This is a genomic window from Thioalkalivibrio sp. ALE9 (assembly GCF_000377445.1).
Lineage (GTDB): Bacteria > Pseudomonadota > Gammaproteobacteria > Ectothiorhodospirales > Ectothiorhodospiraceae > Thioalkalivibrio.
Window position 1 is genome coordinate 521330 of sequence record NZ_KB898122.1, and the last position, 25200, is coordinate 546529.

The window sequence follows — 25200 nt, forward strand, 5'->3', positions numbered from 1 at the left end:
CCTCCCTCAACGCAGGTCCGCCGGGCTATAGGCGCGAACGGGTATCTCTGGCATGATTTCGCGATGTTTCGCCCCCTGACTCTCGCCATCGGCCTGCGCTACACGCGCGCGAAGCGGCGCAATCACTTCATCTCGTTCATCTCGGTGGTGTCCATCATCGGGCTGGCCCTGGGCGTGATGGCGTTGATTACTGTGCTGTCGGTGATGAACGGGTTCGAACGCGAGTTGCGCGACCGCATCCTGGGCATGGCCTCGCATGCCACGATCCGCGAGGCCAATGGCGGGCTGCGGGACTGGGAACGCCTGCAGCGCGAGGCCCCGGAGATCGACGAGCGCGTGGTCGCGGCCGCGCCATATGTGCAGGGCGAGGCCATGCTGAGTGCGCGCGGGAATATCTCCGGGGCACTGATCCGGGGCGTGGAGCCCGAGGCAGAGGAGCGCGTCGCGCGCATTGCCGAGCACATGCTGCAAGGCGAGCTGGGCAGCCTGGAGGGCGGGCGTTACCGGGTGGTGCTCGGGCGGGAACTGGCGGCCGAACTGCGCGTCAGGGTCGGCGACTCGATCATCCTGATGGCGCCTCAGGCCTCGGTCTCGCCGGCCGGCGTGATGCCGCGCATGCGCCGCTTCGAGGTCTCCGGCCTGTTCGAGGTGGGGATGTACGAGTACGACCGCGGGACGGCGTTCATCCACCTGGAAGACGCCCAGGCGGTGTTCCAGATGGGCGAACAGGTGACCGGGCTGCGGCTGCGCCTGACCGACATGATGGAAGCGGGTGTGGTGGCCCGCGATGTGGCGGCCCAGCTGGACGGGCTTTTCCGGGTGTCCGACTGGACACGCCAGCACGCTAACCTGTTCCGCGCGATCCAGATGGAAAAGATGGTGATGTTCATCATCCTGTCGCTGATCGTCGCGGTCGCGGCCTTCAACATCGTCTCGACCCTGATCATGCTGGTCACCGACAAGCAGGGAGACATTGCCATTCTGCGTACGCTCGGGCTGTCGCCGGCGGGGATCATGGTGATCTTCATGGTCCAGGGGGTGGTGATCGGGGCGATCGGGATCCTGCTGGGCACCATCGCCGGGGTGTCGCTGGCCGCGAATATCGACGTGGTGGTCCCCTTCATCGAGCGGGTCTCCGGCATCGAGTTCCTGTCCGCCGAGGTGTACTACATCAGCGACCTGCCCTCGGAGCTCAAGCTTGCGGATGTGCTCCGGGTCGGGGTGCTCGGCTTCCTGCTGACCGTGGTGGCTACACTGTTCCCGGCCTGGCGTGCCGCCCGCACCCAGCCGGCGGAGGCGCTGCGCTATGACTGATCACGCCACCCCGGTCCTCGAGGCGGTCGGTCTGGAGCGCCGTTTCCGCGACGGCAAGCTGGACGTGGCCGTTCTCAGCGGGGTGGACTTTGCCCTGCAGCCCGGCGACCAGACGGCGATTATCGGGGCCTCCGGGAGCGGCAAGAGCACCTTGCTGCACCTGCTGGGCGGGCTGGACCGCCCGACGGCGGGGTCCGTGCGCCTGCTGGGAACGGACTGGACCCGCATGAGCGAGGCTAGACGTGGCCACCTGCGCAACCAGCACCTCGGCTTCGTCTACCAGTTTCACCATCTGCTGCCCGAGCTGACCGCGGCGGAGAACGTGGCCCTGCCGCTGCTCATCCGCGGGGTCTCCAACCGCAAGGCCCGGGCCGAGGCACGCCACTGGCTGGGCCAGGTGGACCTGGAACCCCGCCTGGAACACAAGCCCGCGGAGCTCTCCGGTGGCGAACGCCAGCGGGTCGCGATCGCCCGGGCGCTGGTGACGCGCCCCTCGGCCATCCTGGCGGACGAACCCACCGGCAACCTGGACCAGGAACGGGCGGCGCAGGTGTTCGAGTTGCTGCGCGCGATGAACCGTTCCACCGGGACCGCTCTGGCCCTGGTGACCCACGACATCACCCTGGCGCGCGAGCTTGATCGCTCGGTCCAACTGGTCAAGGGCCACCTGGAGCTGGAACCGTTCGACGGTCAGCTCGCCACACACGAATAGACCGCGCCTCTCTCGCTTCAGGCGCCCCCGTCATCCGGCGGGCGGCCATCCCGCCGCGCGGCCGCCTGGCGTTCCGCCATTTCCTTGCGCAGCCGTCGCAGGTAACGCCGGCTGCGCACGCGCTGGACGACGTTCAGCCGCCACAGGAAACGCACCAGCAAGTACCCCGAGAGGCCGGATGCCGCGCCGAGCAGGACGCTGCCCAGGAGCAGGGGCTGCCAGATCGTCAGCAGCTCCGTGGAGAACCACTCCCAGCTCCAGTCCAGATGGATGTCGCGGCGCGGTTCGTCGAGTAGCTTGCGCCCGATCGTGTAGGCCAGATACAACATGGGCGGCATGGTGACCGGGTTGGAGATCCAGACCAGGATCACCGAGATCGGCAGATTGACGCGGACCAGCACGGCCACGGCGGCCGCGATCAGCATCTGCATGGGCAATGGCAGGAAGGCCACGAAGAGCCCGACGGCAAACGCACCAGCCACGGAGCGGCGGTTCAGATGCCACAAATCCGGCGAACCCAGGCGCGGCCCCAGCGGGGCGAGCGCCTTGTGCCCGCGCATGTGTTCCATGCCGGGAAACATCTTTTTGATGATGTGTCTTGCCATGTACCGGGCTGCCGATGGTCCGTCGTGCGTGGGTGCGCCGCCGCGCACCTGCCGTGCATTCTCGCCGCTATTGTACGTGCGGGACCATGGTCGGCGGGGCAAGCCAAATCCGGTCCGGCCATGGCGCCCGGTCAACGAGGCCTTTTGTGACGGGCTTTGCCCTCGGGCTGATCGCGGCGGCGTGGGGCCTTCACCGGCTGCCCGAACCGGTTCCGCTGATGCCGGGACCCATACTGGCCCTGTTTCTGGCCGCCGCGGGCGTCAGCCTCGGCCTGCGGCGCCTCGGCTATCCGGGCCTCTGGCCCTGGACGCTGGCGCTGGGTGCGCTGCTCGCCTGGGGGCTGGTTCAGCAGAACGCGGACACCTGGCTGGAACATGCGCTGCCTCCCGCCCTGGCCGGGGAGGAGGCCACCGTGTTCGCCACGATCATCAGTCTGCCGGAACATGGCGAACGTCGCAGCCGTTTCCGGATACGAGTGGCCGCGACCCGATCGGGTCCGGAAGCGTTTCGGGCGCGCGAACTGCTGGTTTCGACGTACCCCGCGCGCCCCGAGCTCGAGGCGGGATCGCATGGCTACATGACCCTGCGCCTGCGGCCGGCCCGGGGGCCGGCGAATCCGGGTGGGTTCGATCGTGCCGGCTGGTACTACCGCGAGGGCCTGCATGGATCCGCGACACTGCTCGACTTCGAGGCGTTAGAGGACGCCCGGGCACCCCGGATTCAGGACGCCCGCTGGCGGGCCGGGTTGCATCGCATGCGCGGTGCGCTGCGCGAGCGCCTGGATCAGGCGGCCCCGGGCCTGCGCCACCCCGGCCTCGTGCAGGCCCTCGTCATCGGCGACCGGCAGGGCATGACCAACGAGGAGTGGCAGGCCTTCCTGCGGACCGGGACCAACCACCTGATGGCGATCTCGGGCCTGCATGTCGGCCTCGTCGCCGGGTTTGTCGGATTGCTCGCGGGGCTTGCCTGGTCCGGTCTCGTCCCGGTGCAGGCGCGGATACGCAAGCCGGCCTTCATGGCGCTGGCGGGCCTCGCCGGGGCTGCGCTCTATGCCGCGCTGGCCGGCTTCAGCATTCCGACCCAGCGCGCGCTGATCATGCTGGCGGCTTTTATGGCCGCGCTGTTGTGGCGGCGCGAGGCGTTTGCCTGGCGCGGACTGATGCTGGCGGCCATCGCGGTGGTGCTGTGGCAGCCGACCAGTGTGCTGGCCCCGGGCTTCTGGTTTTCCTTCGGCGCCGTGGCGGTGATTCTTCTGCTGTTGCAGGGCCGTTCGGGCCGTCCGGGCTGGCGCGCGGCCGGCAGCATTCAGGTGATGCTCGCGCTGGCCATGCTTCCCCTCAGCCTGGCCTGGTTCCAGCTGGGGTCCTGGGTGGCGCCCGTCGCCAATCTGGTGGCGGTGCCGGTGATCAGCCTGCTGGTGCTGCCCTTGTTGCTGGTCGGGGCCGGTCTGGCGGCATTGTGGGCACCGCTCGGCCAGCCGTTCCTGCATCTCGGCGACGGGATCCTGATGCTGCTGGTCGGGCTACTGGACGGCCTTTCGCACGTGCCCGTGCTGGTGGACGAGCGGCGGGTGCCGCTGGCGGCCAGCCTCCTGGGCGGGGTCGCGGTGCTGGTCGCCTTGCTGCCGCGCCTGCGCCTCGCCGCTCCGTGGGTGGTGCTGGCCGGCATCGCCCTGGCCCTGCCCATGCGTCCGCAGATCGATGCGGGCAGCGTACGGGCGCTGCTGCTGGATGTAGGGAACGGGCAGTCGCTCTTGCTGCAGACCCGCCACCATGCGTTGTTATGGGATGCCGGTCCCGGGCGCGCCGGGGGCTACAGCGCGGGGGATCGGATCGTGATTCCGAGCCTGCGTGCGGAGGGGGTACGCCGCCTGGACCGCATGATCCTGAGCCACGAGCATGCCGCGCATTCCGGCGGGGCCGCCGCCGTAGGCGCGACGCTACCTGTGGGCGAGGTCCTGCGGCGCCGCCCGCAAGGACCCGGGGAACGGCCCTGCGCGGCAGGCGAGGTCTGGGAATGGGATGGCGTCGATTTCGAGATTCTCCATCCACCCGCCGGCTGGGACGGGAGCGCCTCGGCCTCCTGCGTGCTGGCGGTCCAGACGGCTGGGGGTGTGCGGCTGATACTGACCGGCGGGCTCGGCGGCCTGGGCGAGGCCGTGCTGATGCAGGAGGGGGCGGAACACCGAAGCAGCGACCTGCTGGTCGTGCCCCGGGGGGCCGGCGCCGACAGCCTGAGCCGCGGGTGGCTGCAGGACGCCCGCCCCGTCAGGGCCTGGGCCAGCACCGATGCGCAGGGCAGGGGGCTGGCCAGCGCGGCACGCCAGCGCCTGGACAGGGCCTGCGTCCCGCTGCAGGAGACCGGCCGCCAGGGGGCCCTGCGGCTTGAGGCGGACACGGAACTGCAGGTCGGGCCCGGCCACCGGGCGGGTTCCCGGCGGCTGTGGCGGCCCGCGCCAGACGCCGGAGCGCCCCTGCCGCCAGGCTGTGCGCGCGGGCCCGAAACCGCAGGCGGGCTGGTAGAATGACGGGATGAACCGTGAACACTCCGACACCATTCGCCCGATTCGCTTTCACCACGGCGAACTTCAGTTGCTCGACCAGCGTCGGCTGCCGGGCGAGAACCTCTGGCAGCGTTACCGGGATGCGCCAGCCGTGGCCGCCGCGATCCGCGACATGGTGGTGCGCGGGGCGCCGGCGATCGGGATTACCGCGGGCTTCGGGGTGGTACTGGCCTGCCAGCGGGCGATCGGGCAGGACGACTGGCGTGCGAGCATTGCGGCGGATATCGAGACCCTGCGCGCGGCGCGTCCCACGGCGGTGAACCTGTTCTGGGCGCTGGATCGCATGCAGGCGCTGGTGGACGCGAGCCCGTCCGCGGAGGCGGCGGTCGCGGCGACACAGGTCGAGGCGGAGTGGATGCTCGAGTCGGACATCGCCGGCAACCGGCGGCTGGGCGCGCTCGGCGCGAGGCTGATCGAGCCGGGGCAGGGGGTGCTGACCCACTGCAACACGGGCTCGCTGGCCACCGGGGGCTACGGCACGGCCCTCGGCGTGATCCGCGCCGCCTGGGATGCCGGACGGATCGAGGAGGTCTTCGCCGACGAGACCCGGCCCTGGCTGCAAGGGAGCCGCCTGACCGCCTGGGAGCTGGTACATGACGGGATCCCCGTACAGGTGCTGTGCGAAGGCGCCGCGGCCAGCCTGTTGCGCTCGGGCCGCGTCGGCTGGGTGATTGTCGGGGCGGACCGGATCGCCGCCAATGGCGACACCGCAAACAAGATCGGGACCTACGGCCTGGCCCTCCTGGCGCGTGCCCACGGGGTCCGGTTCATGGTGGCCGCGCCGGTCGCGACCATCGACTTCGAGATGCCGGACGGGACCGGTATCCCCATCGAGCAGCGCGGCGAGGACGAGGTGCTGGCGCTGGCGGGTCAGCGCGTGGCGGCCGAAGGCGCCCGAGGCTACAACCCGGCCTTCGACGTGACCCCGGCGGAGCTGATCGATGCCATCGTCACCGAACGCGGGGTCGTGGAGGCGCCGACGGCGGAGCGGCTCGCGGCGCTGCGCGAGCCCACGGCCCCGGAGACGCTCGCATCCGCTCACTGACGAGCGCTCAAACGCGCCCCCGGTGGACGGTCTTCGGGCCTGAGAGGCCCGGAGAACCGTTTTGAGGCGCGAAAAGCCGAGCCCCAGTGGTTACCCCTGTGGTATGATCGCGAGCTTGTTCAGACGGACGGCGTAACCCTCGATGGCTGAATTTGCCAAGGAAATCTTCCCGGTCAATCTCGAAGACGAGATGCAGCAGTCCTACCTCGATTACGCAATGAGCGTAATCGTGGGCCGGGCCCTCCCCGATGTCCGTGACGGCCTCAAGCCGGTCCATCGCCGCGTGCTCTACGCGATGCGCGAGCTGGGCAACGACTACAACAAGCCCTACAAGAAGTCGGCGCGTGTGGTCGGTGACGTGATCGGTAAGTACCACCCGCATGGCGATTCCGCCGTTTACGACGCCATCGTGCGCATGGCGCAGCCGTTCTCGATGCGCTACATGCTGGCCGACGGGCAGGGCAACTTCGGCTCCATCGACGGCGACTCCCCGGCGGCCATGCGGTACACCGAGGTGCGCATGGCGCGCATCGCGGCGGAACTGCTGGCCGACATCGACAAGGAAACCGTCGACTTCATCGACAACTACGACGGCTCCGAGAGCGAGCCGGCGGTGCTGCCGAGCAAGTTCCCCAACCTGCTGGTCAACGGCTCCGCCGGGATCGCGGTGGGGATGGCGACCAACATCCCGCCGCATAATCTGCGCGAGGTGATCAACGCCTGTGTGGCCCTGATCGACGACCCCGAGATCTCCATCGATGGTCTGATGGAACACCTGCCGGGCCCGGACTTCCCGACGGCCGGCATCATCAACGGCATCGAGGGCGTTCGCGAGGCCTACCGTACCGGTCGCGGCCGGGTCCTGATCCGGGCACGCTCGCATGTCGAGCCGCTGGAGGGTGGCCAGCGCGAGGCGATTGTGGTTACCGAGCTGCCCTACCAGGTGAACAAGGCACGCCTGACCGAGAAGATCGCGGAGCTGGTGAAGGAGAAGCGCATCGAGGGCATCTCCGAGCTGCGCGACGAGTCGGACAAGGACGGGATGCGCCTGGTCATCGAGCTCAAGCGTGGCGAGATGGCCGAGGTGGTCCTGAACCACCTGTACATGCACACCCAGATGCAGAACGTCTTCGGCATCAACATCGTCGCCCTGGTCGACGGACAGCCGAAGGTGCTGGATCTGCGTCAGGTGCTGGAGGCGTTCCTGCGGCATCGCCGCGAGGTGGTCACCCGGCGCACGATCTTCGATCTGCGCAAGGCCCGGGAGCGCGCGCATATCCTGGAAGGCCTGGCGATCGCGCTGGCCAACATCGATCCCGTGATCGAGCTGATCCGTGCCGCCCCCAACCCGGCCGAGGCCAAGGCCGGCCTGCTGGCCCGCGGCTGGCCGCTGGGCGTGGTCAGTGACATGCTGGACCGCGCCGGGGCCAGCGCCTCGCGGCCGGAGGACCTGGCGCCGGAATACGGCGTGGGCGACGACGGCTATCGCCTGTCCGAGGCCCAGGCACAGGCGATCCTGGACCTGCGCCTGCACCGCCTGACCGGGCTGGAACAGGACAAGATCCTGGACGAGTACCGCGAGCTGCTGGAGCTGATCGACGACCTGCTGGATATCCTCGGCTCCGGCGATCGCCTGCAACTGGAGATCCGCAACGAGCTGCTGGCCGTGGCCGAACAGTTTGGCGACGAGCGCCGCAGCGAGATCCGCGAACGCCAGGCCAACCTGACCCTGGAAGACCTGATCGGCGAGGAGGACGTGGTCGTCACGCTCTCGCACGCCGGCTACGTGAAGTACCAGCCAGTGGCGGACTACCGCGCGCAGCGCCGGGGCGGGCGTGGCAAGGCCGCGACCAGCTTCAAGGAAGAGGACTTCATCGACCGTCTGGTGGTGGCCAACACCCACGACACGATCCTGTGCTTCTCCAGCCGGGGTCGGGTGTACTGGCTGAAGGTCTACGAGCTGCCGCAGGGCTCGCGCGCCTCGCGCGGCAAGCCGATCGTGAACCTGCTGCCGCTGGAGTCCGACGAGCGGATCAACGCGATCCTCCCGGTGCGCGAATACGACCCGGACCACTATGTGTTCATGGTCACCGCGCAGGGGACAGTCAAGAAGACACCGCTGACGGATTTCTCGCGCCGCCGGGCCTCCGGCATCATCGCGGTGGACCTGCGCGAAGGCGACCACCTGGTGGACGTCTCCCTGACCGACGGCACCCTGGACGTGATGCTGGTGACCACGGCCGGCAAGGCCGTGCGCTTCCACGAGAGCGATGTGCGCGCCATGGGGCGTACCGCCTGTGGCGTGCGCGGGGTGCGCATGGAAGGCGATCACCGGGTGATTGCCCTGCTGAATGTGGACGAGGGATCGGCGCTGCTGGCGACCGAGCATGGCTACGGCAAACGCACCCGCTTCGACGAGTTCCCGGTCCACCGCCGTGGCGGCCAGGGCGTGATCGCGATCCAGACCGAGGGGCGCAACGGCCCGCTGGTCGGGGCTTCGCGGGTCCTGGACGATGACGAGGTGATGCTGATCACCAACGGCGGGACCCTGGTGCGCACGCCGGTGGATCAGATTCCGCTGATCGGGCGCAATACGCAGGGCGTGCGGCTGATTCGGCTTGACGAAGGCGAGAACCTGGTCGAGCTGGCCCGCGTGGCCCAGCTGCAGGGCGAGGCCGGCGACGAAGAATCCGACGAGATGGAAACCGGAGCGGACCCGGAGACGGGTCCCGAATCCAGCGACGATGGAGAACAGGCATGACGCGAGTGATGAACTTCAGCGCGGGGCCGGCGGCCCTGCCGCAGGCGGTACTCGAGCGGGCGCGTGACGAGCTGCTGGACTTCCGCGGGTCCGGGATGTCGGTGATGGAGATGAGTCACCGCGGCAAGCCGTTCATGGCCGTGGCCGAGAAGGCCGAGCAGGACCTGCGCAAGCTGATGAACATCCCCGAGAACTATTCGGTCCTGTTCCTGCAGGGCGGGGCGACCGGACAGTTCGCGGCCATCCCGCTGAACCTGGCCAATGGCCAGAGCACCGACTACATCGATACCGGGGCCTGGTCCGGCAAGGCGATCAAGGAGGCCCAGAAATACGGGCCGGTGAACATCGTGGCGAGTTCGCAGGCAAGCGGCTACGACTCGATCCCGGATCGTGCCTCCTGGAACCTGGACCCCAATGCCGCCTACGTGCACTACACGCCGAACGAGACCATCGGCGGCGTGGAGTTTCCCGATATCCCGGATGTGGGTGACGTGCCGCTGGTCGCGGACATGTCCTCGACCATCCTGTCGCGCCCGATCGATGTCTCGAAGTTTGGCGTGATCTATGCCGGGGCGCAGAAGAATATCGGCCCGGCCGGCCTGACCGTGGTGATCGTGCGCAACGACCTGCTGGAACGCGAGCGCCAGGCACCCGTGCCAGCAGTGCTGGACTGGGCCCTGCAGGCGAAGAATGACTCGATGTACAACACCCCGCCGACCTTTGGCTGGTACCTGGCCGGGCTGGTATTCGAGTGGCTGCTGGAGCAGGGCGGCCTGGAGGCGATGGCCGAGATCAACCAGCGCAAGGCGGCCAAGCTGTACCAGTACATCGACAATTCCGCCTTCTACCGGAACCCGGTGGAGCCCGCGGCCCGCTCCTGGATGAACGTGCCGTTCATCCTCGCGGACGACGCCCTGGACGGGTCCTTCCTGAACGAGGCCGATGCGGCCGGCCTGTCCTCGCTGAAGGGCCACCGGTCGGTGGGCGGCATGCGCGCCAGCATCTACAACGCCGTTCCGGAGAGCGCCGTGGATGCGCTGATCGAGTTCATGGCGGACTTCGAGAACCGCCACGCCTGATCCCGTCGAATCGCTGTTGCCGGGGACGCTACCGGACGAGGAGGTCGTGATGTACCGGATTCAGACCTACAACAACATCGCCGTGCGCGGGCTGGATCGTTTCCCGCGTGACCATTACGAGGTCGCCTCGGATATCAATCAGCCGGACGCGCTGATGCTGCGCTCCTTCGATCTGCATTCGGTGGAGATCCCGGATTCGGTCCTGGCGGTGGGGCGCGCCGGGAGCGGGGTCAACAATATCCCGGTGGCGGCCCTGTCCGAGCGCGGCGTGGCCGTGTTCAACGCCCCCGGCGCGAATGCCAATGCGGTGAAGGAACTGGTCATCGCCGGGCTGTTGCTGGGTGCCCGCAACCTGCTGCCGGCGGCTGGCTACGTGCAGGAACTGGACCCCTCGAAGGAAGACTTCATGTCCGCGGTGGAGCAGGGCAAGAAGAAGTTCACCGGCTTCGAACTGCCGGGCCGGCGTCTGGCCGTGCTGGGCCTTGGGGCGATCGGGGTCGGCGTGGCCAATGCCGCTCGTGCGCTGGGCATGGAAGTGGTCGGTTTCGACCCCAAGGTCACGGTGGAAAACGCCTGGCGCCTGGATTCCGGCATCGAGCGGGCGCGCTCGGTAGAGGCGGCTATGGAAGGGGCCGACGCCGTCACCGTACACGTGCCGCTGACCGAGAATACCGCCAATCTGGTGAACGCAAAGACGCTGGCCGGCATGAACCCCGGGGCGATGGTGCTCAACCTGGCCCGCGAGGGGATCGTGGATGACGCCGCGGTGCGCGAAGGGCTGGACGCGGATCGACTGCATGCCTACATCACGGACTTTCCGGTACAGGGCATGGTGGGCCACCCGCGGGTGATTACCCTGCCGCATCTGGGCGCCTCGACGACCGAATCCGAGGAGAACTGCGCGGTCATGATCGCCGACCAGCTCCGGGACTACCTGGAAAACGGCAACGTGGTGAACTCCGTGAACCTGCCGACCCTGGTGCTGGACCGCAAGGGAGATACCCGCATCGCGATCATCAACCGGAACCTGCCGGACCGGGTCGGGCGCATCTCGCACACGCTGGGCGAATCGAATATCAACATCCTGCACCTGATGAATGACTCCCGTGGCGATCTGGCCTACACCCTGATGGACGTGGACGGCCACCCCGACGCGGAGACCCTGGACGCCCTGCACCGGATCGACGGCGTGCTGCGGGCCCGGGTGCTGTAGGCGATGGCCGGGGATCCGCATTCGTCGCCATCCGCCGAGGACCGCGAAGATCTCGCGGCCCTGCGCGCGCGTATCGACGCGCTGGATGCCGAGCTCCTGGAGCGGTTGAGCGAGCGCGCCCGCTGCGCCGAGGCGGTGGCGCGGGTCAAGCGCAGCCAGGAGAGCGACCCGGTGTTCTACCGTCCGGAGCGCGAGGCCGAGATCCTCCGGCGGGTGCGCAAACGGAATCCCGGCCCGCTGTCCGACGAGGCCATCACGCGGCTGTTCCGCGAGATCATGTCCGAGTGCCTGGCGCTCGAGCATCCGCTCCATGTCGCCTATCTCGGACCGGTGGGGACCTTCACTCACCTGGCGGCGCGCAAGCACTTCGGCCATGCCGTCGAGACCCAGCCGCTGGCCTCGATCGATGCGGTGTTCGGCGCGGTGGAGACCGGGCGCGCGCAGTTCGGCGTGGTTCCCATCGAGAACAGCTCCGAGGGGGTCGTCACCCACACCGTGGACTGCTTCATGGATTCCTCCCTCCAGATCTGTGGCGAGGTCGTGACCCCGATCCACCACCACTTGCTGTCCCGGGCCGAGGATCTCGGGCAGGTACGGCGGGTCCTCGCGCATGCGCAGGCGCTGGCGCAATGCCGCCAGTGGCTGGATAGCGAGCTGCCCCATGCCGAGCGCGAGGCGGTCTCCAGCAACGCCCGCGCGGCCGAGATCGCGGCACAGGATTCGACCGCGGCGGCGCTGGCCAGCCAGGCGGCGGCCGAACACTACGACGTCCCGGTGCGGGCCCCGCATGTGGAGGATCGCGCCGACAACACGACCCGTTTCCTGATCATCGGCTCTGGGACCACGCAACCCAGCGGGGCGGACCGTACATCGGTGATGCTGAGTACCGCCAACCGGCCGGGGTCGCTGTATTCGCTGCTCAAGCCGATCGCGGAGGCCGGCATCAGCCTGACCCGGATCGAGTCGCGCCCCTCGCGCTGCACGCCGTGGAACTACGTGTTCTTTCTCGATCTGGTCGGGCACCAGCAGGACCCGTTGATCCGCGACTGCCTGGAGCAGCTGCGCGCCAGTGCCGATACCGTCAAGGTCCTGGGGAGCTATCCCCAGGCCGCCACCTGACACGCCCACCCGCTATCCCCGAGGTTTCCCGCATGGCATCCAACCCTTCCGTATCCGCTGCGGCCGGCCCGGGCTTTGATCCCGAGGCCCTGGCGGTCGCCGGGGTCCAGGGCCTCAGCCCGTATCAGCCCGGCAAGCCCGTCGCCGCACTGGAGCGCGAACTGGGTATTCGCCAGGCGATCAAGCTGGCCTCCAACGAGAACCCCCTGGGCCCGTCGCCGCTTGCGGTGGAGGCGGGCCGCGCGGCGCTGGCCGAGGCCCATGTCTATCCCGACGGGAACGGCTTCGAGCTGAAGGCGCGACTGGCCGAGCGCCACGGCGTCGCCCCGGAACAGATCACGCTCGGAAACGGCTCCAACGAGGTGCTGGAGCTGGTCGCGCGCACCTGGCTGGCACCGGGGCGAGCCGCCGTGTTTTCCGCGCATGCGTTTGCGGTCTACCCGCTGGTTACCCAAGCGGTCGATGCCGAGGCAAGGGTCGCGCCCGCACTGGGGACCGACCATCCGGAGCAGCCCTTCGGGCATGATCTCGAGGCCATGCGGGCACGGGTGGATGGCGACGTGCGCGTGGTGTTCGTGGCCAATCCGAACAATCCCACCGGGACCTGGCTGGAGGATTCGGCGCTGGAGGCCTTCGTGGCGGCGATGCCGGCGACCACCGTGGTGGTCGTGGACGAGGCCTATTTCGAATACGTCGAGGCAGCCGGGTATCCGGACACTACGCAGTGGCTGGATCGCTACCCAAACCTGATCGTGACCCGGACCTTCTCCAAGATCCAGGGCCTGGCCGGACTGCGCCTGGGGTACGCGGTCAGTTCCCCGGCGGTCGCCGACCTGCTCAACCGGGTCCGACAGCCGTTCAATGTCAACGCCATTGCCCAGGCCGCGGGCCTTGCGGCGCTGGACGATACCGCGCATGTGGAGAGATCGGTGGCCGTCAACCGCGACGGGTTGCGGCAGGTGACAGCGGCCCTGCGGGATAAGGGGCTGCGTGTGATTCCGTCGGTGGGGAACTTCGTGACCTTTGACACCGGGCGTGATCCGGCCCCGGTATACGAAGGCCTGCTGCGCGAGGGCGTCATCACGCGGCCGGTGGAGAATTACGGCCTGCCCGGTCACCTGCGGGTCACCATCTCGACCCGGGAAGACAACGACCGCTTCCTCGCGGCACTCGACAAGGTCCTGGCGTGATCGAACGGCTGGTCATCTTCGGGGTCGGCCTGATCGGCGGCTCGCTGGCGCTGGCCCTGCGCGAGGCCGGCGCGGTACGCGAGGTGGTCGGCTGCTCGCGCAATGCCGACAACCTGCGCGAGGCCAAGCGGCTGGGCGTGATCGACCGCTGGACCACGGACGTCGCCGCGGCCGCAGAGGGCGCCGACCTGGGCGTGCTCGCCGTGCCATTGGGCGCGATGGAGCCGCTCGCCCGAGACCTGGCGGCCGCCTGGCCCGAGGACAGCCCGCTGACCGACGTGGGCAGCAGCAAGCAAGCGGTGATCGATGCGGTGGGCGCCGGCTTCGGTGCGGTCCCGCGCGCCTTCGTGCCCGGCCACCCGATTGCCGGGACCGAGAAAAGCGGGGTAGGGGCCGCCTTCCCCAGTCTGTTCCGCGATCGCCTGGTGATCCTGACGCCGGCCGATGCCACCAACCCGCTGGCCACGGACCGCGTGGCGGCCATGTGGCAGGCCGCCGGCGCGCGGGTCGAATACATGACCCCGGCGCATCATGACCGGGTCCTCGCCGCGACCAGCCACCTGCCGCATGTGCTGGCGTTCACGCTGGTCTCGTCGCTGGCGAACATGAGCGAACGCGACGAGATCTTTCACTACGCCGCTGGCGGGTTTCGCGACTTCACGCGCATCGCCTCCAGTGACCCGGTGGTCTGGCGCGATATCTGCCTGGCCAACCGCGACGCCATCCTCGAGGTCATCGGGCAATACCAGAAAGACCTCGAGACGCTGCGCGGCGCGATCGAACGCGGGGATGCCGCCACCATCGAACAAAGCTTTGAACATGCCAAGGAAACCCGCGATCGCCTCTGCGACCCCGCGGATGCACAACTGGATACCTGAAACCCCATGAATACCTTTACCGTACAGCCCGGAGGCCAGCTTGCGGGCCACGCCCGCGTGCCGGGCGACAAATCGATTTCCCACCGCGCCATCATGCTCGGGGCGCTGGCCGAGGGCGAGACCCATGTGACCGGCTTTCTCGAAGGGGCGGATTGCATTGCCACGCTGGAGGCCTTCCGCGCGATGGGCGTGGCCATCGAACGCACCGGACCGGGCTGCGTGCGCATCCAGGGCGCCGGCCTGCGCGGGCTGCAGGCCCCGCCGACTGCGCTGGACATGGGCAACTCGGGGACCGCGATGCGGCTGCTGTGCGGGGTCCTCGCCGGGCAGGCCTTCGACAGTGAACTGGTCGGCGATCGCTCCCTCTCCGGGCGTCCGATGCGCCGGGTCACCAACCCGCTGGCCCGCATGGGGGCCAGGATCGAGACCAGCGATGCCGGGACGCCCCCCCTGCGGGTGCACGGCGGCGCCTCCCTGCGGGGTACCGATCATGTGCTCGAGGTCGCCAGCGCCCAGGTCAAATCCGCCCTGCTGCTGGCAGGCCTGTGGGCATATGGCAAGACCTGCGTGACCGAGCCGGCGCCCACGCGGGATCACACCGAACGCATGCTGGCCGGCTTCGGTTACGCAGTCGAACGTGACGGGCCACGGGCCTGCGTCGAGGGGGGTGGCCGGCTGGTCGCGAGTCCGGTCGATGTGCCGGCGGATATATCCTCGGCCGCCTTTTTCCTGGTCGGGGCCTCGATCGCGGCCGGTTCGCGCATGCGTCTGGAGCATGTCGGCATCAATCCGACCCGCACCGGTGTGATCGATATCCTGCGCCTGATGGGCGCCGAGATCCGCATCCTCAACGAACGCGAGGCGGGCGGCGAGCCGGTGGCGGATCTGGAGGTCGAGGCCGCCCCGCTCAAGGGGATCCAGATTCCGGAGCACCTGGTGCCGCTGGCGATCGACGAATTCCCCGCGATCTTCGTCGCCGCGGCCTGCGCTGAGGGCGAGACCGTACTGACCGGCGCCGAGGAGCTGCGGGTCAAGGAGAGCGACCGTATCCAGGTGATGGCGGACGGCCTCGCCGCACTCGGCGTCGACTGCGCGGTGCAGCCGGATGGTATCCGGATCCGGGGTGGCGACGGTTTCACCGGTGGCGAGATCAACAGTCATGGCGACCACCGTATCGCCATGTCATTCGCGATGGCGGGTCTGCGGGCCACCGCCCCCATCCGGATCCACGATTGCGCGAACGTGGGTACATCCTTCCCCGGCTTTGTGGCGCTTGCACGCGAGGCCGGGCTGCAGCTGGAGGCCGCATGAGTTCGGAAATTCCGGTACTGACCATCGACGGCCCGGGCGGGGCCGGCAAGGGCACGGTCTGCATGCGCGTGGCCGCCGCCATGGGTTGGCATCTGCTGGACAGCGGCGCGCTGTACCGTCTGTTGGGGCTGGCGGCACGCCAGCACGGGGTCGAGCTGACCGACGAGGCCGCACTCGCTCGACTGGCCGCCGGTCTCGACGTCGACTTCGAGGTGAATCGAGACGCCACTGCGGTGACGACCCTGCTGGAGGGGGCGCCGGTCGATCAGCTGCTGCGCACCGAACAGGCCGGCAGCGATGCCTCCCGGGTGGCCGCCATCCCGGCCGTGCGCGAGGCCCTGCTGGAGCGCCAGCGCGGCTTCGCCAAGCCCCCCGGGCTGGTCGCGGACGGGCGCGATATGGGGACCGTGGTCTTCCCCGCGGCGGACCTGAAGATCTTTCTCACGGCCTCCGCCGAGGAAAGGGCACGCCGGCGTTACATGCAGTTGAAGGAACAAGGACTTAGTGCTAATCTCTCCGCCCTTCAGGACGAGATGGAGGCCCGCGACCGTCGCGACCGCGAGCGCAGCGTGGCCCCCCTCAAGCCCGCCGAAGATGCCTGGGAACTGGATACCACGGACCTCGACATCGTTGGCGTGGTGGACATGATCCTGGAGCGCCTCCGGGACGTACTCCCGGAACAAAGCCCCCGCCCCGCGGAATAAGCCGTCGGAAGCGGGATTATCAACGTCTAGAACTGGTTGCAGGAAGTTTCTGCAAGCATTTGTTAAACCACAGGTTCACAAATCCATGAGTGAAAGTTTCGCGCAACTGCTCGAAGAGAGCATGGCCTACACCCAGATGCAGCCGGGTGCCATCCTCAGTGCCACCGTCATTGAGGTCACCCCGGACGTCGTCGTGGTGAACGCCGGCCTGAAGTCCGAGGGGGTCATCCCCACCGAGCAGTTCATGAACGACGAGGGTGAGCTCGAGGTCAAGGTCGGCGATGTCGTCGAAGTGGCCCTCGAAACCCCGGAAGACGGTTTCGGCGAGACGCGCATGTCGCGCGAGAAGGCCAAGCGGGCCAAGGCCTGGGACCGTCTCGAAGCTGCGATGGAAGAAGAGCAGTACGTCACCGGCAAGATCTCCGGCAAGGTCAAGGGCGGCTACACCGTCGAACTGGGCGACATCCGTGCATTCCTGCCGGGTTCACTCGTGGATGTCCGTCCGGTGCGCGATACCGCGTATCTGGAAGGCAAGGAGCTGGAGTTCAAGCTCATCAAGCTGGATCGCCGTCGCAACAACGTGGTCGTGTCGCGTCGCGCCGTGGTCGAGCAGGAATACAGCGCCGAGCGCGAGGAACTGCTCAAGAACCTGCAGGAAGGTGCGCAGGTCAAGGGTATCGTCAAGAACCTCACCGACTACGGTGCGTTCCTGGATCTGGGCGGCATCGACGGCCTGCTCCACATCACCGACATGGCCTGGAAGCGCGTCAAGCATCCGTCCGATGTCGTTGAAATCGGCCAGGAAGTCGAAGTCAAGGTGCTCAAGTTCGACCGCGAGCGCATGCGTGTCTCGCTGGGCCTGAAGCAGCTGGGCGAGGATCCGTGGGAGAACATCACCCGGCGTTACCCGACCGGCACCCGCATCTTCGGCAAGGTCACCAACATCACCGACTACGGCTGCTTCGTGGAAATCGAAGACGGCGTGGAAGGCCTGGTGCACGTGTCCGAGATGGACTGGACCAACAAGAACGTCAACCCGGGCAAGATGGTCGCGATCGGCGACGAGGTCGAGGTGATGATCCTGGACCTGGACGAAGAACGCCGCCGCATCTCGCTGGGCATGAAGCAGTGCCAGTCGAATCCGTGGGACGACTTCGCGGCCAACCACAACCGCGGCGAGAAGGTCAGCGGCCAGATCAAGTCGATCACCGATTTCGGCGTGTTCGTGGGCCTGGAAGGTGGCATCGACGGCCTGATCCACCTTTCCGATCTGTCCTGGCACGAAGCGGGCGAAGAAGCCATTCGCAACTTCAAGAAGGGTGACGAGGTCGAGGCCGTGGTCCTGTCCGTGGATCCCGAGCGCGAGCGTATCTCCCTGGGCCTGAAGCAGCTGGATCGCGATCCGTTCGCCAACTTCGTGGCCGAGCACAGCAAGGGCAGCATTGTCTCCGGCACGGTCAAGGAAGTGGATGCCAAGGCAGCCGTGGTCGAACTGGCTGACGGCATCGACGGCATCCTGCGCGCGGCCGATATCTCCCAGGACCGCGTGGAAGACGCCAGCACCGTGCTGAAGGTGGGCGATACGGTCGAGGCCAAGTTCATGGGCGTCGACAAGAAGACCCGCGCCATCAGCCTGTCGATCAAGGCCAAGGACCGGGCGGAAGAAGCCGAGATGGTCTCCGACTACGGCAGTAATGCCGGCGGCGGTACCACGCTGGGCGATCTGCTGAAGGAACAGATGGACAAGAACGACTAAGTCCGTTCCGTCGTGGCCCGCGGTGCCAAGGGGTGCCGTGGGCCATTTTGTACCGGGAAACCGGATTTCCTTCCTGTCTGTGACGAGTGCCAGATGACCAAATCGGAATTGATCGAGAACCTCGCCCGGAAGTCACCTCATCTGCCAGCCAGGGACGTGGAGATGTCCGTCAAGGCATTGCTCGAACGCATGAGCCACGCGCTGGCGAACGGGCAACGGGTGGAGATTCGCGGCTTTGGCAGCTTTTCGCTGCACTTCCGGCCACCCCGACTGGGCCGGAACCCCAAGACCGGTGAAGGCGTTGCCTTGCCCGGCAAGCATGTCCCTCATTTCAAGCCCGGCAAGGAATTGCGCGAACGGGTAAACGATTCTGTAGCCGAAAACGGCTAGACCGTCCATGGACGAGCGGCGGCGACAGAAGATTCGCAACACCGTGGCGTTTGTCGCGCTGATCCTGATCTCGTCCGCGGTCGGTATTCTTGTTGTTCTGAACGAAGCCCTGGTGACACTGGTGTTGCCGGGTCTCGAGATCGAGGCCCCCCTGGTGGTGTTCCTCGGGTTGGCCGCCTTGTTTGGAGTGATCCTGGCCTCGCTGGTGCTCTGGCTGCGCCTGCGCCGGCTGCGGCAGAAGATCGCCGACCTGCGCGAGCAGAACCATGCCCTCAAGGTCGAGGTCGAGCAGCTGCGTACCGCACCCATGCGGGATTTCTACTAGCCGCATCGCCATGCGGTCTTCCATACCTTTTGCTTCGCTGTCCGTACCCGGGGAGCGTACTCGCCGATGATCAATGACTGGTTCTGGTTGCTGCTCCCGCTCGCCGCGGCAAGTGGTTGGTGGCTGGCACGCTATGGCGTGCCGGAAGACCAGGAAGAGCGCGAGCCGTCACTGGATCGTTACCTCGAGGGCGTACGCCACCTGCTGGATGATCGCACCGATGATGCGCTGCAGGCCTTCATCGAGATGGTGGAGGTCGATCACGAGACTTTCGAGACGCATGTAATCCTCGGGCGGCTGTTCCGGCGCCGGGGCGAGGTGGATCGCGCCATTCGCATCCACCAGAACCTGGTGGCGCGCCCGACGCTGCCGGCGGCCCAGCGGGCCCAGGCCCTTTGCGAGCTCGGCGAGGACTTCCTGCTGGCGGGAGTGCTGGACCGGGCCGAGGCCGTCTTTCGCGAACTCGCGGACTCGCCGCACCAGGCCGTGCCGGCCCTGGAGGGCCTGCGCCAGGTCTACGAAACCCAGCGGGAATGGGAGCGGGCGATCGAGGTGGGCGACCGGCTGAAGGCGCAAGGGGTCGCCCATGAACAGCTGCGGATCGCCCACTACCACTGCGAACTGGCGCGGATCGCGCTGGACCAGGACGACCACGAGGAGGCGAGGGCGCGCGCGAAACAGGCCGAGGAACTGGTTCCCGGTCTGTCGCGGGCCCTGCTGATCCAGTCGGAGATTGCGGCGCGCGCCGGCGAGATCCGCGAGGCGATCCGGTTCGGGCGGGATGCCGTGGCGCGCACCCCGCAACTGGCGCCTCTCCTGGTGCCCCGGATCGAGCGCCTGCATCAGGAACTGCCCGGCGAGAACCGTCTGGGGCAGCTGGAGGAACTCCTGGACGACCTGGCCCGAAGTCGCGGGATCACCATGGCGCGGATTGCCCTGATGCGGCTGTACCGGCGCACGGGACGGCTGGACGCCGCGCTTTCCGAACTGGGGCAGATCCTGGCGCAACGCCCGGTCCCGACCTCGGGCCTGCTGGAGGCGGTTCGCTGGATGAAGATCCTGCCGGCGGTGCAGCAATACAGCACGGAATTCTCGGCGTTCGAGAAGGCCCTGGCCGACCAGCTTGGCAGCCAACACTTGTACCAATGCGGGAACTGCGGCTACCAGGGACGGGCGCATGTATGGCAGTGCCCGAGCTGCCGGCGCTGGGATACCCTGCGCGGGCTTGATTTCGATATCGACCAGACGACGGAAGCCGCCGAGGAGGCGTTGATCCGCGAAGGGAGCCACCACCCATGAGCCGACCCACGACAGTGACCCCGGAACCCGCCACGCGCCTGATCGTCGCCCTCGACTTTGCAGAGGCCGATGCGGCGCTGGCATTCGCCCGACAACTCGACCCGGCGCAGTGCGCCCTGAAGGTCGGCTTCGAACTGTTCGTGGTCGCCGGTCCGGCGCTGCTGCAAAGGCTCCACGACCTCGGCTTTCGGGTGTTTCTGGACCTGAAGTTTCACGACATCCCGAATACCGTGGCGGCTGCCTGCCGGGCCGCGGCGCGTACCGGCGTGTGGCTGATCAACGTACATGCCAGCGGCGGCCTGGAGATGATGCGGGCCGCACACGAAGCGGTACGCGAAACCAACGACACCACGGCGCTGCTGGCCGTCACGGTGCTGACCTCCAGTGACGCCGGCACCCTGCGTGAGATCGGCGTGAGTCGCGAGCCGGCCGATCAGGTGGGCTTGCTGGGGGAACTGGCGATACAAAAGGCGGGGCTGGAGGGCCTGGTGTGCTCGGCGCAGGAGGCCGCCATGCTGCGGCGCCGGCTGGGCGAGCGGCCACTCCTGGTAACACCGGGGATCCGGCTGGAAGACACGGGAGGCGATGACCAGAAGCGTGTCATGACCCCCGAGCGGGCCCTGGAGGCGGGCGCCAGCGCGATCGTGGTCGGCCGGCCGATCACCCGCGCCCCCGACCCGGCCGCGGCGATGGAGGCCTTCGTCACAAGCCTGAACATGCCGAATGACGCCGTGGAATGAGGGGGTTTTCCGGCGGGGCTGTTCTCGCTAGGATGCCCGGGTAGTCTCGGGTTGAAGGTTGGAATCCGGGTCTACCACGCGGTGCACGGATGCACCGATCGTTCAACGAAGATAAGGAGCGTTTTCATGAACAAGCTGTTCCAATGCGCGAAGTGCTGGGCCCTGGCGGGCCTCTGTGTCCTGCCACTGGTCATGGTGACCGCATCGGGCGGCCAGCCGGTCAACCTGAACGGGGCATCGGCCGACGAGCTGGCCGCACTGGAGAACGTGGGACCGGTCAAGGCGCAAGCCATTGTGGAGCACCGCGAGGCACACGGTGACTTCGCCTCGGTCCAGGCCCTGACCGAGGTGTCCGGGATTGGCGAGCGCACCGTGGAGATGAACCTCGAGCGCATCGTCGTCGAGTAGCGAGACGGGTGGCGGCATGGGCCGCCACTCACTACCGGCCCCCGGTCGACGGGTCCGAAAGGATGCGTTGGCCGGGGGTTTGCTGTGAAGTCACCAGGAGAAGGAATGAGCCAGAATCACGCCCCGATTCGTACCGCCGTGTTCCCGGTTGCCGGGATGGGTACGCGCTTTCTGCCGGCGACCAAGGCAAACCCGAAAGAGATGCTTCCGGTCGTGGACAAGCCGTTGATCCAGTACGCGGCGGAGGAGGCCGTTGCCGCCGGCATCGAGACCCTGGTGTTCGTGACCGGGCGAAACAAGCGATCCATTCCGGATCACTTCGACAAGGCCTACGAACTCGAACACGAGCTGGAAGAGCGGGGCAAGACCGAACTGCTCGAGCAGGTTCGGAACATCGTTCCCCCCAATGTGACCTGCGTCTATGTGCGTCAGTCCGACGCACTCGGTCTCGGACATGCGGTGGCCTGCGCGCATCCGATCGTCCGCAACGAACCCTTCGCGGTAATCCTGGCCGATGACCTGATCGAATCGGCCAACGGCGGGGCGACGCGGCAGATGGTCGAGCAGTACGCCGAGCACGGCTGCAGCGTGCTGGGGGTGGAGGAGGTGCCGCCCGATCGCACCCACCAGTACGGCATCATCGACCCGGTGCAGACCGGCCCGCGCAGCTGGGACGTCAAGGGCATCGTGGAAAAGCCCGACCCCGACCATGCGCCATCCAGTGTCGCGGTGGTCGGGCGCTATGTCCTGACCCCGAAGATCTTCGAAATGCTGGCAACCCAGAAGCCGGGGGCGGGCGGCGAGATCCAGCTGACGGACGCGATCGCACGCCTGCTCGAACTGGAACGGGTGACGGCCTTCAACTTCGAGGGGCGTCGCTTCGACTGTGGGTCGAAGCTGGGTTACCTGGAGGCGACGGTGGAGTTTGCACTCAACCATCCGGAACTGAAGGACGACTTCGCCGCATACCTCCGGGCCCGCTCGGCGGGCTGATCGAGTCCGTCACAACCCGGGCCGCTACCACCAGAAACGGCGCTGGCGCGGCCGGATGGGCAGGCGGCCGCGCCAGTACTGGATCAGCAAGAAGCCGAAGGCCATGCCGCCCAGGTGGGCGAAGTGGGCGATGCCGGCGAGGGTGCCCGAGATTCCCAGGTACAGTTCCAGCGCCCCGTAGCCGATGACGAAATACTTCGCCTTGATCGGAATCGGCAGGAAGATCAGGAACAGGCGCTGGTTGGGGAACATCATCCCGAACGCCAGCAGAACCCCGAATACGCCCCCCGACGCGCCGATGGTCGGATAGATCATGTCGCCGTTGCCGTAGGCGGTCACGAACAGCTGCACCAGCCCGGCCCCGATCACGCAGACCAGGAAATACACGGCGAAAGTGCGCGAGCCCCAGGCATTCTCGATCTGCACGCCCAGCATCCACACGGCAAACAGGTTCACGAACAGGTGAATCGGGCCGCCGTGCAGGAAGCCGTAGGTCACCAGCTGCCATAACTGGAAGTCCGGAACCCGCATCCAAGTGCCGTCCTGGTGGATAGTGGCCGGGGTGCCGACGGGCCAGAGCCCGAAATGGTTGACGAGCCAGTCGCCCAGCCAGGGCATCGCGAGAAACAGAGCGACGTTGGTGATCAGCAGGAAGCCGATCACCGGCGGCAGCATGCTGAAATCGGGGTGCCGCGGATCCGGATGCGTCATGGGCGCGGGCGGGCGTCAGGTGCCGCTGAAGTCGTCGGTCACGGCGCCTCGGCTCGCCGAACCCACCAGCCGGGCATACTTGCCCAGCACCCCGCGATCAAAGCGCGGGGCGGGGGTCGTCCAGCGGGCGCGCCGACGCTCCAGCTCGGTGTCATCGACCTGCAGGGCCAGGCGGTTCTCGCTGGCATCAATCTCGATGACGTCGCCGTCCTGGACCAGCGCGATCGTGCCGCCGACGGCGGCCTCCGGCGCGACATGGCCAACCACCATCCCGTAGGTGCCGCCGGAGAAGCGACCATCGGTAATCAGGCCGACCGCATCGCCCAGACCAGCCCCGATAATGGCTGCGGTGGGGGCCAGCATCTCGCGCATGCCGGGCCCGCCGCGCGGGCCCTCGTAGCGGATGACCAGGATATCCCCCGCCTGGATCCGTCCGGCCAGGATCGCGTCCAGGCATTCTTCCTCGGAATCAAAGCAGCGCGCGGGGCCCGAGATCGCGGTCCGCTTGAGACCAGTGATCTTGGCCACGGCGCCCTCGGCGGCCAGATTCCCCTTGAGGATGGCCAGGTGCCCGTGTGGATACAGCGGCCGGTCTAGGGGGCGAATGATGTCCTGGTCCTCCGGGGGAGTCGCGGGAATATCGCGCAGGGTCTCGGCCAGCGTCGCGCCGGTGATGGTCAGGCAGTCGCCGTGCAACCACCCGGCATCCAGCAGCATCTTCATCACCTGGGGTGTCCCGCCCACCGCATGGAACTGGGTGGTGACATAGCGCCCGGAAGGCTTCAGATCGCACAGGACCGGGACCTTGCGGCGAACCCGCTCGACATCGTCGATGTCCAGCGGCACCTCCGCCGCGTGCGCGATCGCCAGCAGATGGAGTACGGCATTGGTGGAACCGCCCAGCGCCATGACCACGGCGAGGGCATTCTCGAAGGCCTCGCGGGTCAGAATGTCGCGTGGCCGGCGGTTGGCGTGGATTGCGTCCAGCAGGACCTCCGCCGAACGCGCCGCGGAATCGCCCTTTTCCGGGTCCTCCGCCGCCTGGGTGGAGGACCCGGGCAGGCTCATCCCCATGGCCTCGAAGGCGCTGGACATGGTGTTGGCGGTAAACATGCCGCCACAGGAACCGGCGCCGGGGCAGGCGTTCTTCTCCACGCCCAGCAGATCCTCGTCGGACAGCTTGCCAGCCCCATGCTGTCCCACGGCCTCGAAGGCGCTGACAATGGTCAGGTCCTGGTTCTTGTAGTGCCCCGGCTTGATCGTGCCGCCGTAGACGAAGATCCCGGGCACATTGAGCCGGGCCAGCGCGATCATCGCTCCGGGCATGTTCTTGTCGCAGCCACCGGTGGCCAGGATGCCGTCCAGGCTCTGGCCATTGACGACGGTCTCGATGGCGTCCGCGATGACCTCGCGCGAGACCAGGGAGTACTTCATCCCGGGGGTGCCCATCGAGATGCCGTCGGAGATGGTGATTGTGCCGAAGGTCTGGGGCATGCCCCCGGCCTGACGCACCGCCTGCTCGGCTCGGGCGGCGAGGGCGCCGATCCCCATATTGCAGGGGGTGATGGTGCTGTGGGCATTGGCGATCCCCACGATCGGGCGCCGGAAATCGTCATCTCCGAAACCGACCGCGCGCAGCATCGCGCGATTCGGCGTCCGGCGCGGGCCTTCTGTGACGACGCGACTGCGCCGGTTGTCCTGTGCCATATGCGTCCCTGTCGTATTGGGTTGAACGGGGTGCCCCAAGAAGCGGCGGCCGCGATCAATGGGCGCCGGGATCCCCGTGGCGCGAATAGCGTCCATTCATGAACCGGTCAAAGAACTGCCCGAGGGCCGGATGCTCAATCTGCTCCCCGCGCGGATCCGGTTCCAGGTGGCGTTCGGCCACGTAGGTGCTGTGCGAATAGCCATCCACCAGTACGTGATACCACGGCTGATCCTTCGGCGGACGACTCCTGGCCACCGTCTCGTACCATTCATCGGAACCGGCGTATACCGGGTCCACATCGACGATCACACCGCGGTAATCGAACTTGGTATGGTGAACCAGTTCACCGACGGTAAAGCGTGTGCGTGTGGTCAT

At 67.6% G+C, this 25200-nt stretch carries 23 protein-coding genes; 19 read left to right on the forward strand and 4 right to left on the reverse strand.

Annotation, left to right across the window (positions count from 1 at the left end; translation table 11 throughout):
* Window positions 1-63 precede the first annotated feature (63 nt).
* Window positions 64-1314, forward strand: coding sequence for a lipoprotein-releasing ABC transporter permease subunit (locus tag D106_RS0102480; RefSeq protein ID WP_018877378.1), 1251 nt, complete (start codon window positions 64-66; stop codon window positions 1312-1314).
* Window positions 1307-2026, forward strand: a complete 720-nt coding sequence (locus D106_RS0102485) for an ABC transporter ATP-binding protein (protein WP_018877379.1) — start codon at window positions 1307-1309, stop codon at window positions 2024-2026. Before D106_RS0102480 ends, D106_RS0102485 begins: the two co-directional genes overlap by 8 nt.
* Window positions 2027-2043: 17 nt before the next feature.
* Here D106_RS0102485 and D106_RS0102490 read toward each other — a convergent pair whose 3' ends face one another.
* Window positions 2044-2631, reverse strand: a complete 588-nt coding sequence (locus D106_RS0102490; RefSeq protein WP_026280545.1) for a DUF2062 domain-containing protein — start codon at window positions 2629-2631, stop codon at window positions 2044-2046.
* Window positions 2632-2846: 215 nt separating this feature from the next.
* Here D106_RS0102490 and D106_RS0102495 point away from each other — a divergent pair, with 215 nt between their 5' ends.
* The 17 genes from D106_RS0102495 (at window position 2847) to galU (ending at window position 22406) form a co-directional block, all read left to right on the forward strand.
* Entirely contained in the window at window positions 2847-5159 is a 2313-nt protein-coding gene (locus tag D106_RS0102495) for a DNA internalization-related competence protein ComEC/Rec2 (RefSeq protein ID WP_051077448.1), read from the forward strand.
* A 4-nt stretch (window positions 5160-5163) separates the two neighbouring features.
* Entirely contained in the window at window positions 5164-6240 is a 1077-nt protein-coding gene (mtnA, locus tag D106_RS0102500; RefSeq protein ID WP_018879094.1) for an S-methyl-5-thioribose-1-phosphate isomerase, read from the forward strand.
* Between the two features lie 142 nt (window positions 6241-6382).
* On the forward strand, window positions 6383-9001 hold the full coding sequence (gene gyrA / locus D106_RS0102505; RefSeq protein WP_018879095.1) for a DNA gyrase subunit A: 2619 nt from the start codon (window positions 6383-6385) through the stop codon (window positions 8999-9001).
* Entirely contained in the window at window positions 8998-10080 is a 1083-nt protein-coding gene (serC, locus tag D106_RS0102510) for a 3-phosphoserine/phosphohydroxythreonine transaminase (RefSeq protein ID WP_018866291.1), read from the forward strand. Before gyrA ends, serC begins: the two co-directional genes overlap by 4 nt.
* 49 nt (window positions 10081-10129) lie before the next feature.
* Window positions 10130-11293: a phosphoglycerate dehydrogenase gene (locus D106_RS0102515; protein WP_018875458.1), complete on the forward strand. Its 1164-nt coding sequence runs from the start codon at window positions 10130-10132 to the stop codon at window positions 11291-11293.
* Between the two features lie 3 nt (window positions 11294-11296).
* Entirely contained in the window at window positions 11297-12412 is a 1116-nt protein-coding gene (gene pheA, locus D106_RS0102520) for a prephenate dehydratase (protein WP_018879096.1), read from the forward strand.
* A gap of 32 nt (window positions 12413-12444) precedes the next feature.
* A complete protein-coding gene (gene hisC, locus D106_RS0102525) occupies window positions 12445-13602 on the forward strand; it encodes a histidinol-phosphate transaminase (protein WP_018879097.1) in 1158 nt (385 codons plus the stop codon).
* The gene (locus tag D106_RS0102530; protein ID WP_018879098.1) at window positions 13599-14480 is read left to right on the forward strand and encodes a prephenate dehydrogenase/arogenate dehydrogenase family protein; all 882 of its coding nucleotides are present in this window, start codon (window positions 13599-13601) and stop codon (window positions 14478-14480) included. The genes hisC and D106_RS0102530 overlap by 4 nt, the downstream gene beginning before the upstream one ends.
* A 6-nt stretch (window positions 14481-14486) precedes the next feature.
* Window positions 14487-15791 carry a 3-phosphoshikimate 1-carboxyvinyltransferase gene (gene aroA, locus D106_RS0102535; protein ID WP_018879099.1) on the forward strand — a complete coding sequence of 435 codons (1305 nt, stop codon included), beginning with the start codon at window positions 14487-14489 and terminating at the stop codon, window positions 15789-15791.
* A complete protein-coding gene (gene cmk / locus D106_RS0102540) occupies window positions 15788-16495 on the forward strand; it encodes a (d)CMP kinase (RefSeq protein WP_018879100.1) in 708 nt (235 codons plus the stop codon). The genes aroA and cmk overlap by 4 nt, the downstream gene beginning before the upstream one ends.
* A 49-nt stretch (window positions 16496-16544) precedes the next feature.
* A complete protein-coding gene (gene rpsA / locus D106_RS0102545) occupies window positions 16545-18251 on the forward strand; it encodes a 30S ribosomal protein S1 (protein WP_255349376.1) in 1707 nt (568 codons plus the stop codon).
* A 93-nt stretch (window positions 18252-18344) separates the two neighbouring features.
* A complete protein-coding gene (locus tag D106_RS0102550; RefSeq protein ID WP_018866299.1) occupies window positions 18345-18641 on the forward strand; it encodes an integration host factor subunit beta in 297 nt (98 codons plus the stop codon).
* Between the two features lie 7 nt (window positions 18642-18648).
* A complete protein-coding gene (locus D106_RS0102555) occupies window positions 18649-18966 on the forward strand; it encodes a lipopolysaccharide assembly protein LapA domain-containing protein (RefSeq protein WP_018875465.1) in 318 nt (105 codons plus the stop codon).
* A gap of 66 nt (window positions 18967-19032) precedes the next feature.
* A complete protein-coding gene (locus D106_RS0102560; RefSeq protein ID WP_018879102.1) occupies window positions 19033-20265 on the forward strand; it encodes a tetratricopeptide repeat protein in 1233 nt (410 codons plus the stop codon).
* On the forward strand, window positions 20262-21005 hold the full coding sequence (gene pyrF / locus D106_RS0102565; protein ID WP_155985257.1) for an orotidine-5'-phosphate decarboxylase: 744 nt from the start codon (window positions 20262-20264) through the stop codon (window positions 21003-21005). The genes D106_RS0102560 and pyrF overlap by 4 nt, the downstream gene beginning before the upstream one ends.
* Before the next feature lie 126 nt (window positions 21006-21131).
* Entirely contained in the window at window positions 21132-21413 is a 282-nt protein-coding gene (locus D106_RS0102570) for a ComEA family DNA-binding protein (protein ID WP_018875468.1), read from the forward strand.
* 105 nt (window positions 21414-21518) lie between these two features.
* A complete protein-coding gene (galU, locus tag D106_RS0102575) occupies window positions 21519-22406 on the forward strand; it encodes a UTP--glucose-1-phosphate uridylyltransferase GalU (protein WP_018866304.1) in 888 nt (295 codons plus the stop codon).
* A gap of 24 nt (window positions 22407-22430) precedes the next feature.
* On the opposite strand, the gene D106_RS0102580 is transcribed toward galU, so the two are convergent.
* The 3 genes from D106_RS0102580 to hspQ are packed head-to-tail and all read right to left on the reverse strand — an operon-like array spanning window position 22431 to window position 25200.
* The gene (locus D106_RS0102580) at window positions 22431-23117 is read right to left on the reverse strand and encodes a rhomboid family intramembrane serine protease (protein ID WP_018875469.1); all 687 of its coding nucleotides are present in this window, start codon (window positions 23115-23117) and stop codon (window positions 22431-22433) included.
* 15 nt (window positions 23118-23132) lie between these two features.
* On the reverse strand, window positions 23133-24824 hold the full coding sequence (gene ilvD / locus D106_RS0102585; protein ID WP_018879103.1) for a dihydroxy-acid dehydratase: 1692 nt from the start codon (window positions 24822-24824) through the stop codon (window positions 23133-23135).
* Window positions 24825-24879: 55 nt separating this feature from the next.
* The gene (hspQ, locus tag D106_RS0102590; protein ID WP_018866307.1) at window positions 24880-25200 is read right to left on the reverse strand and encodes a heat shock protein HspQ; all 321 of its coding nucleotides are present in this window, start codon (window positions 25198-25200) and stop codon (window positions 24880-24882) included.

Excerpts from the sequence above, each read along its gene's own strand:
- pheA (WP_018879096.1), top strand. The coding sequence starts at position 11,297 with ATGGCCGGGGATCCGCATTCGTCGCCATCCGCCGAGGACCGCGAAGAT.
- cmk (WP_018879100.1), top strand. The coding sequence starts at position 15,788 with ATGAGTTCGGAAATTCCGGTACTGACCATCGACGGCCCGGGCGGGGCC.
- gyrA (WP_018879095.1), top strand. The coding sequence starts at position 6,383 with ATGGCTGAATTTGCCAAGGAAATCTTCCCGGTCAATCTCGAAGACGAG.
- aroA (WP_018879099.1), top strand. The coding sequence starts at position 14,487 with ATGAATACCTTTACCGTACAGCCCGGAGGCCAGCTTGCGGGCCACGCC.
- D106_RS0102570 (WP_018875468.1), top strand. The coding sequence starts at position 21,132 with ATGAACAAGCTGTTCCAATGCGCGAAGTGCTGGGCCCTGGCGGGCCTC.
- hisC (WP_018879097.1), top strand. The coding sequence starts at position 12,445 with ATGGCATCCAACCCTTCCGTATCCGCTGCGGCCGGCCCGGGCTTTGAT.
- D106_RS0102480 (WP_018877378.1), top strand. The coding sequence starts at position 64 with ATGTTTCGCCCCCTGACTCTCGCCATCGGCCTGCGCTACACGCGCGCG.
- pyrF (WP_155985257.1), top strand. The coding sequence starts at position 20,262 with ATGAGCCGACCCACGACAGTGACCCCGGAACCCGCCACGCGCCTGATC.
- mtnA (WP_018879094.1), top strand. The coding sequence starts at position 5,164 with ATGAACCGTGAACACTCCGACACCATTCGCCCGATTCGCTTTCACCAC.
- D106_RS0102485 (WP_018877379.1), top strand. The coding sequence starts at position 1,307 with ATGACTGATCACGCCACCCCGGTCCTCGAGGCGGTCGGTCTGGAGCGC.
- hspQ (WP_018866307.1), bottom strand. The coding sequence starts at position 25,200 with ATGACCACACGCACACGCTTTACCGTCGGTGAACTGGTTCACCATACC.
- D106_RS0102515 (WP_018875458.1), top strand. The coding sequence starts at position 10,130 with ATGTACCGGATTCAGACCTACAACAACATCGCCGTGCGCGGGCTGGAT.
- ilvD (WP_018879103.1), bottom strand. The coding sequence starts at position 24,824 with ATGGCACAGGACAACCGGCGCAGTCGCGTCGTCACAGAAGGCCCGCGC.
- galU (WP_018866304.1), top strand. The coding sequence starts at position 21,519 with ATGAGCCAGAATCACGCCCCGATTCGTACCGCCGTGTTCCCGGTTGCC.
- D106_RS0102555 (WP_018875465.1), top strand. The coding sequence starts at position 18,649 with ATGGACGAGCGGCGGCGACAGAAGATTCGCAACACCGTGGCGTTTGTC.
- D106_RS0102490 (WP_026280545.1), bottom strand. The coding sequence starts at position 2,631 with ATGGCAAGACACATCATCAAAAAGATGTTTCCCGGCATGGAACACATG.
- D106_RS0102550 (WP_018866299.1), top strand. The coding sequence starts at position 18,345 with ATGACCAAATCGGAATTGATCGAGAACCTCGCCCGGAAGTCACCTCAT.
- D106_RS0102560 (WP_018879102.1), top strand. The coding sequence starts at position 19,033 with ATGATCAATGACTGGTTCTGGTTGCTGCTCCCGCTCGCCGCGGCAAGT.
- serC (WP_018866291.1), top strand. The coding sequence starts at position 8,998 with ATGACGCGAGTGATGAACTTCAGCGCGGGGCCGGCGGCCCTGCCGCAG.
- D106_RS0102580 (WP_018875469.1), bottom strand. The coding sequence starts at position 23,117 with ATGACGCATCCGGATCCGCGGCACCCCGATTTCAGCATGCTGCCGCCG.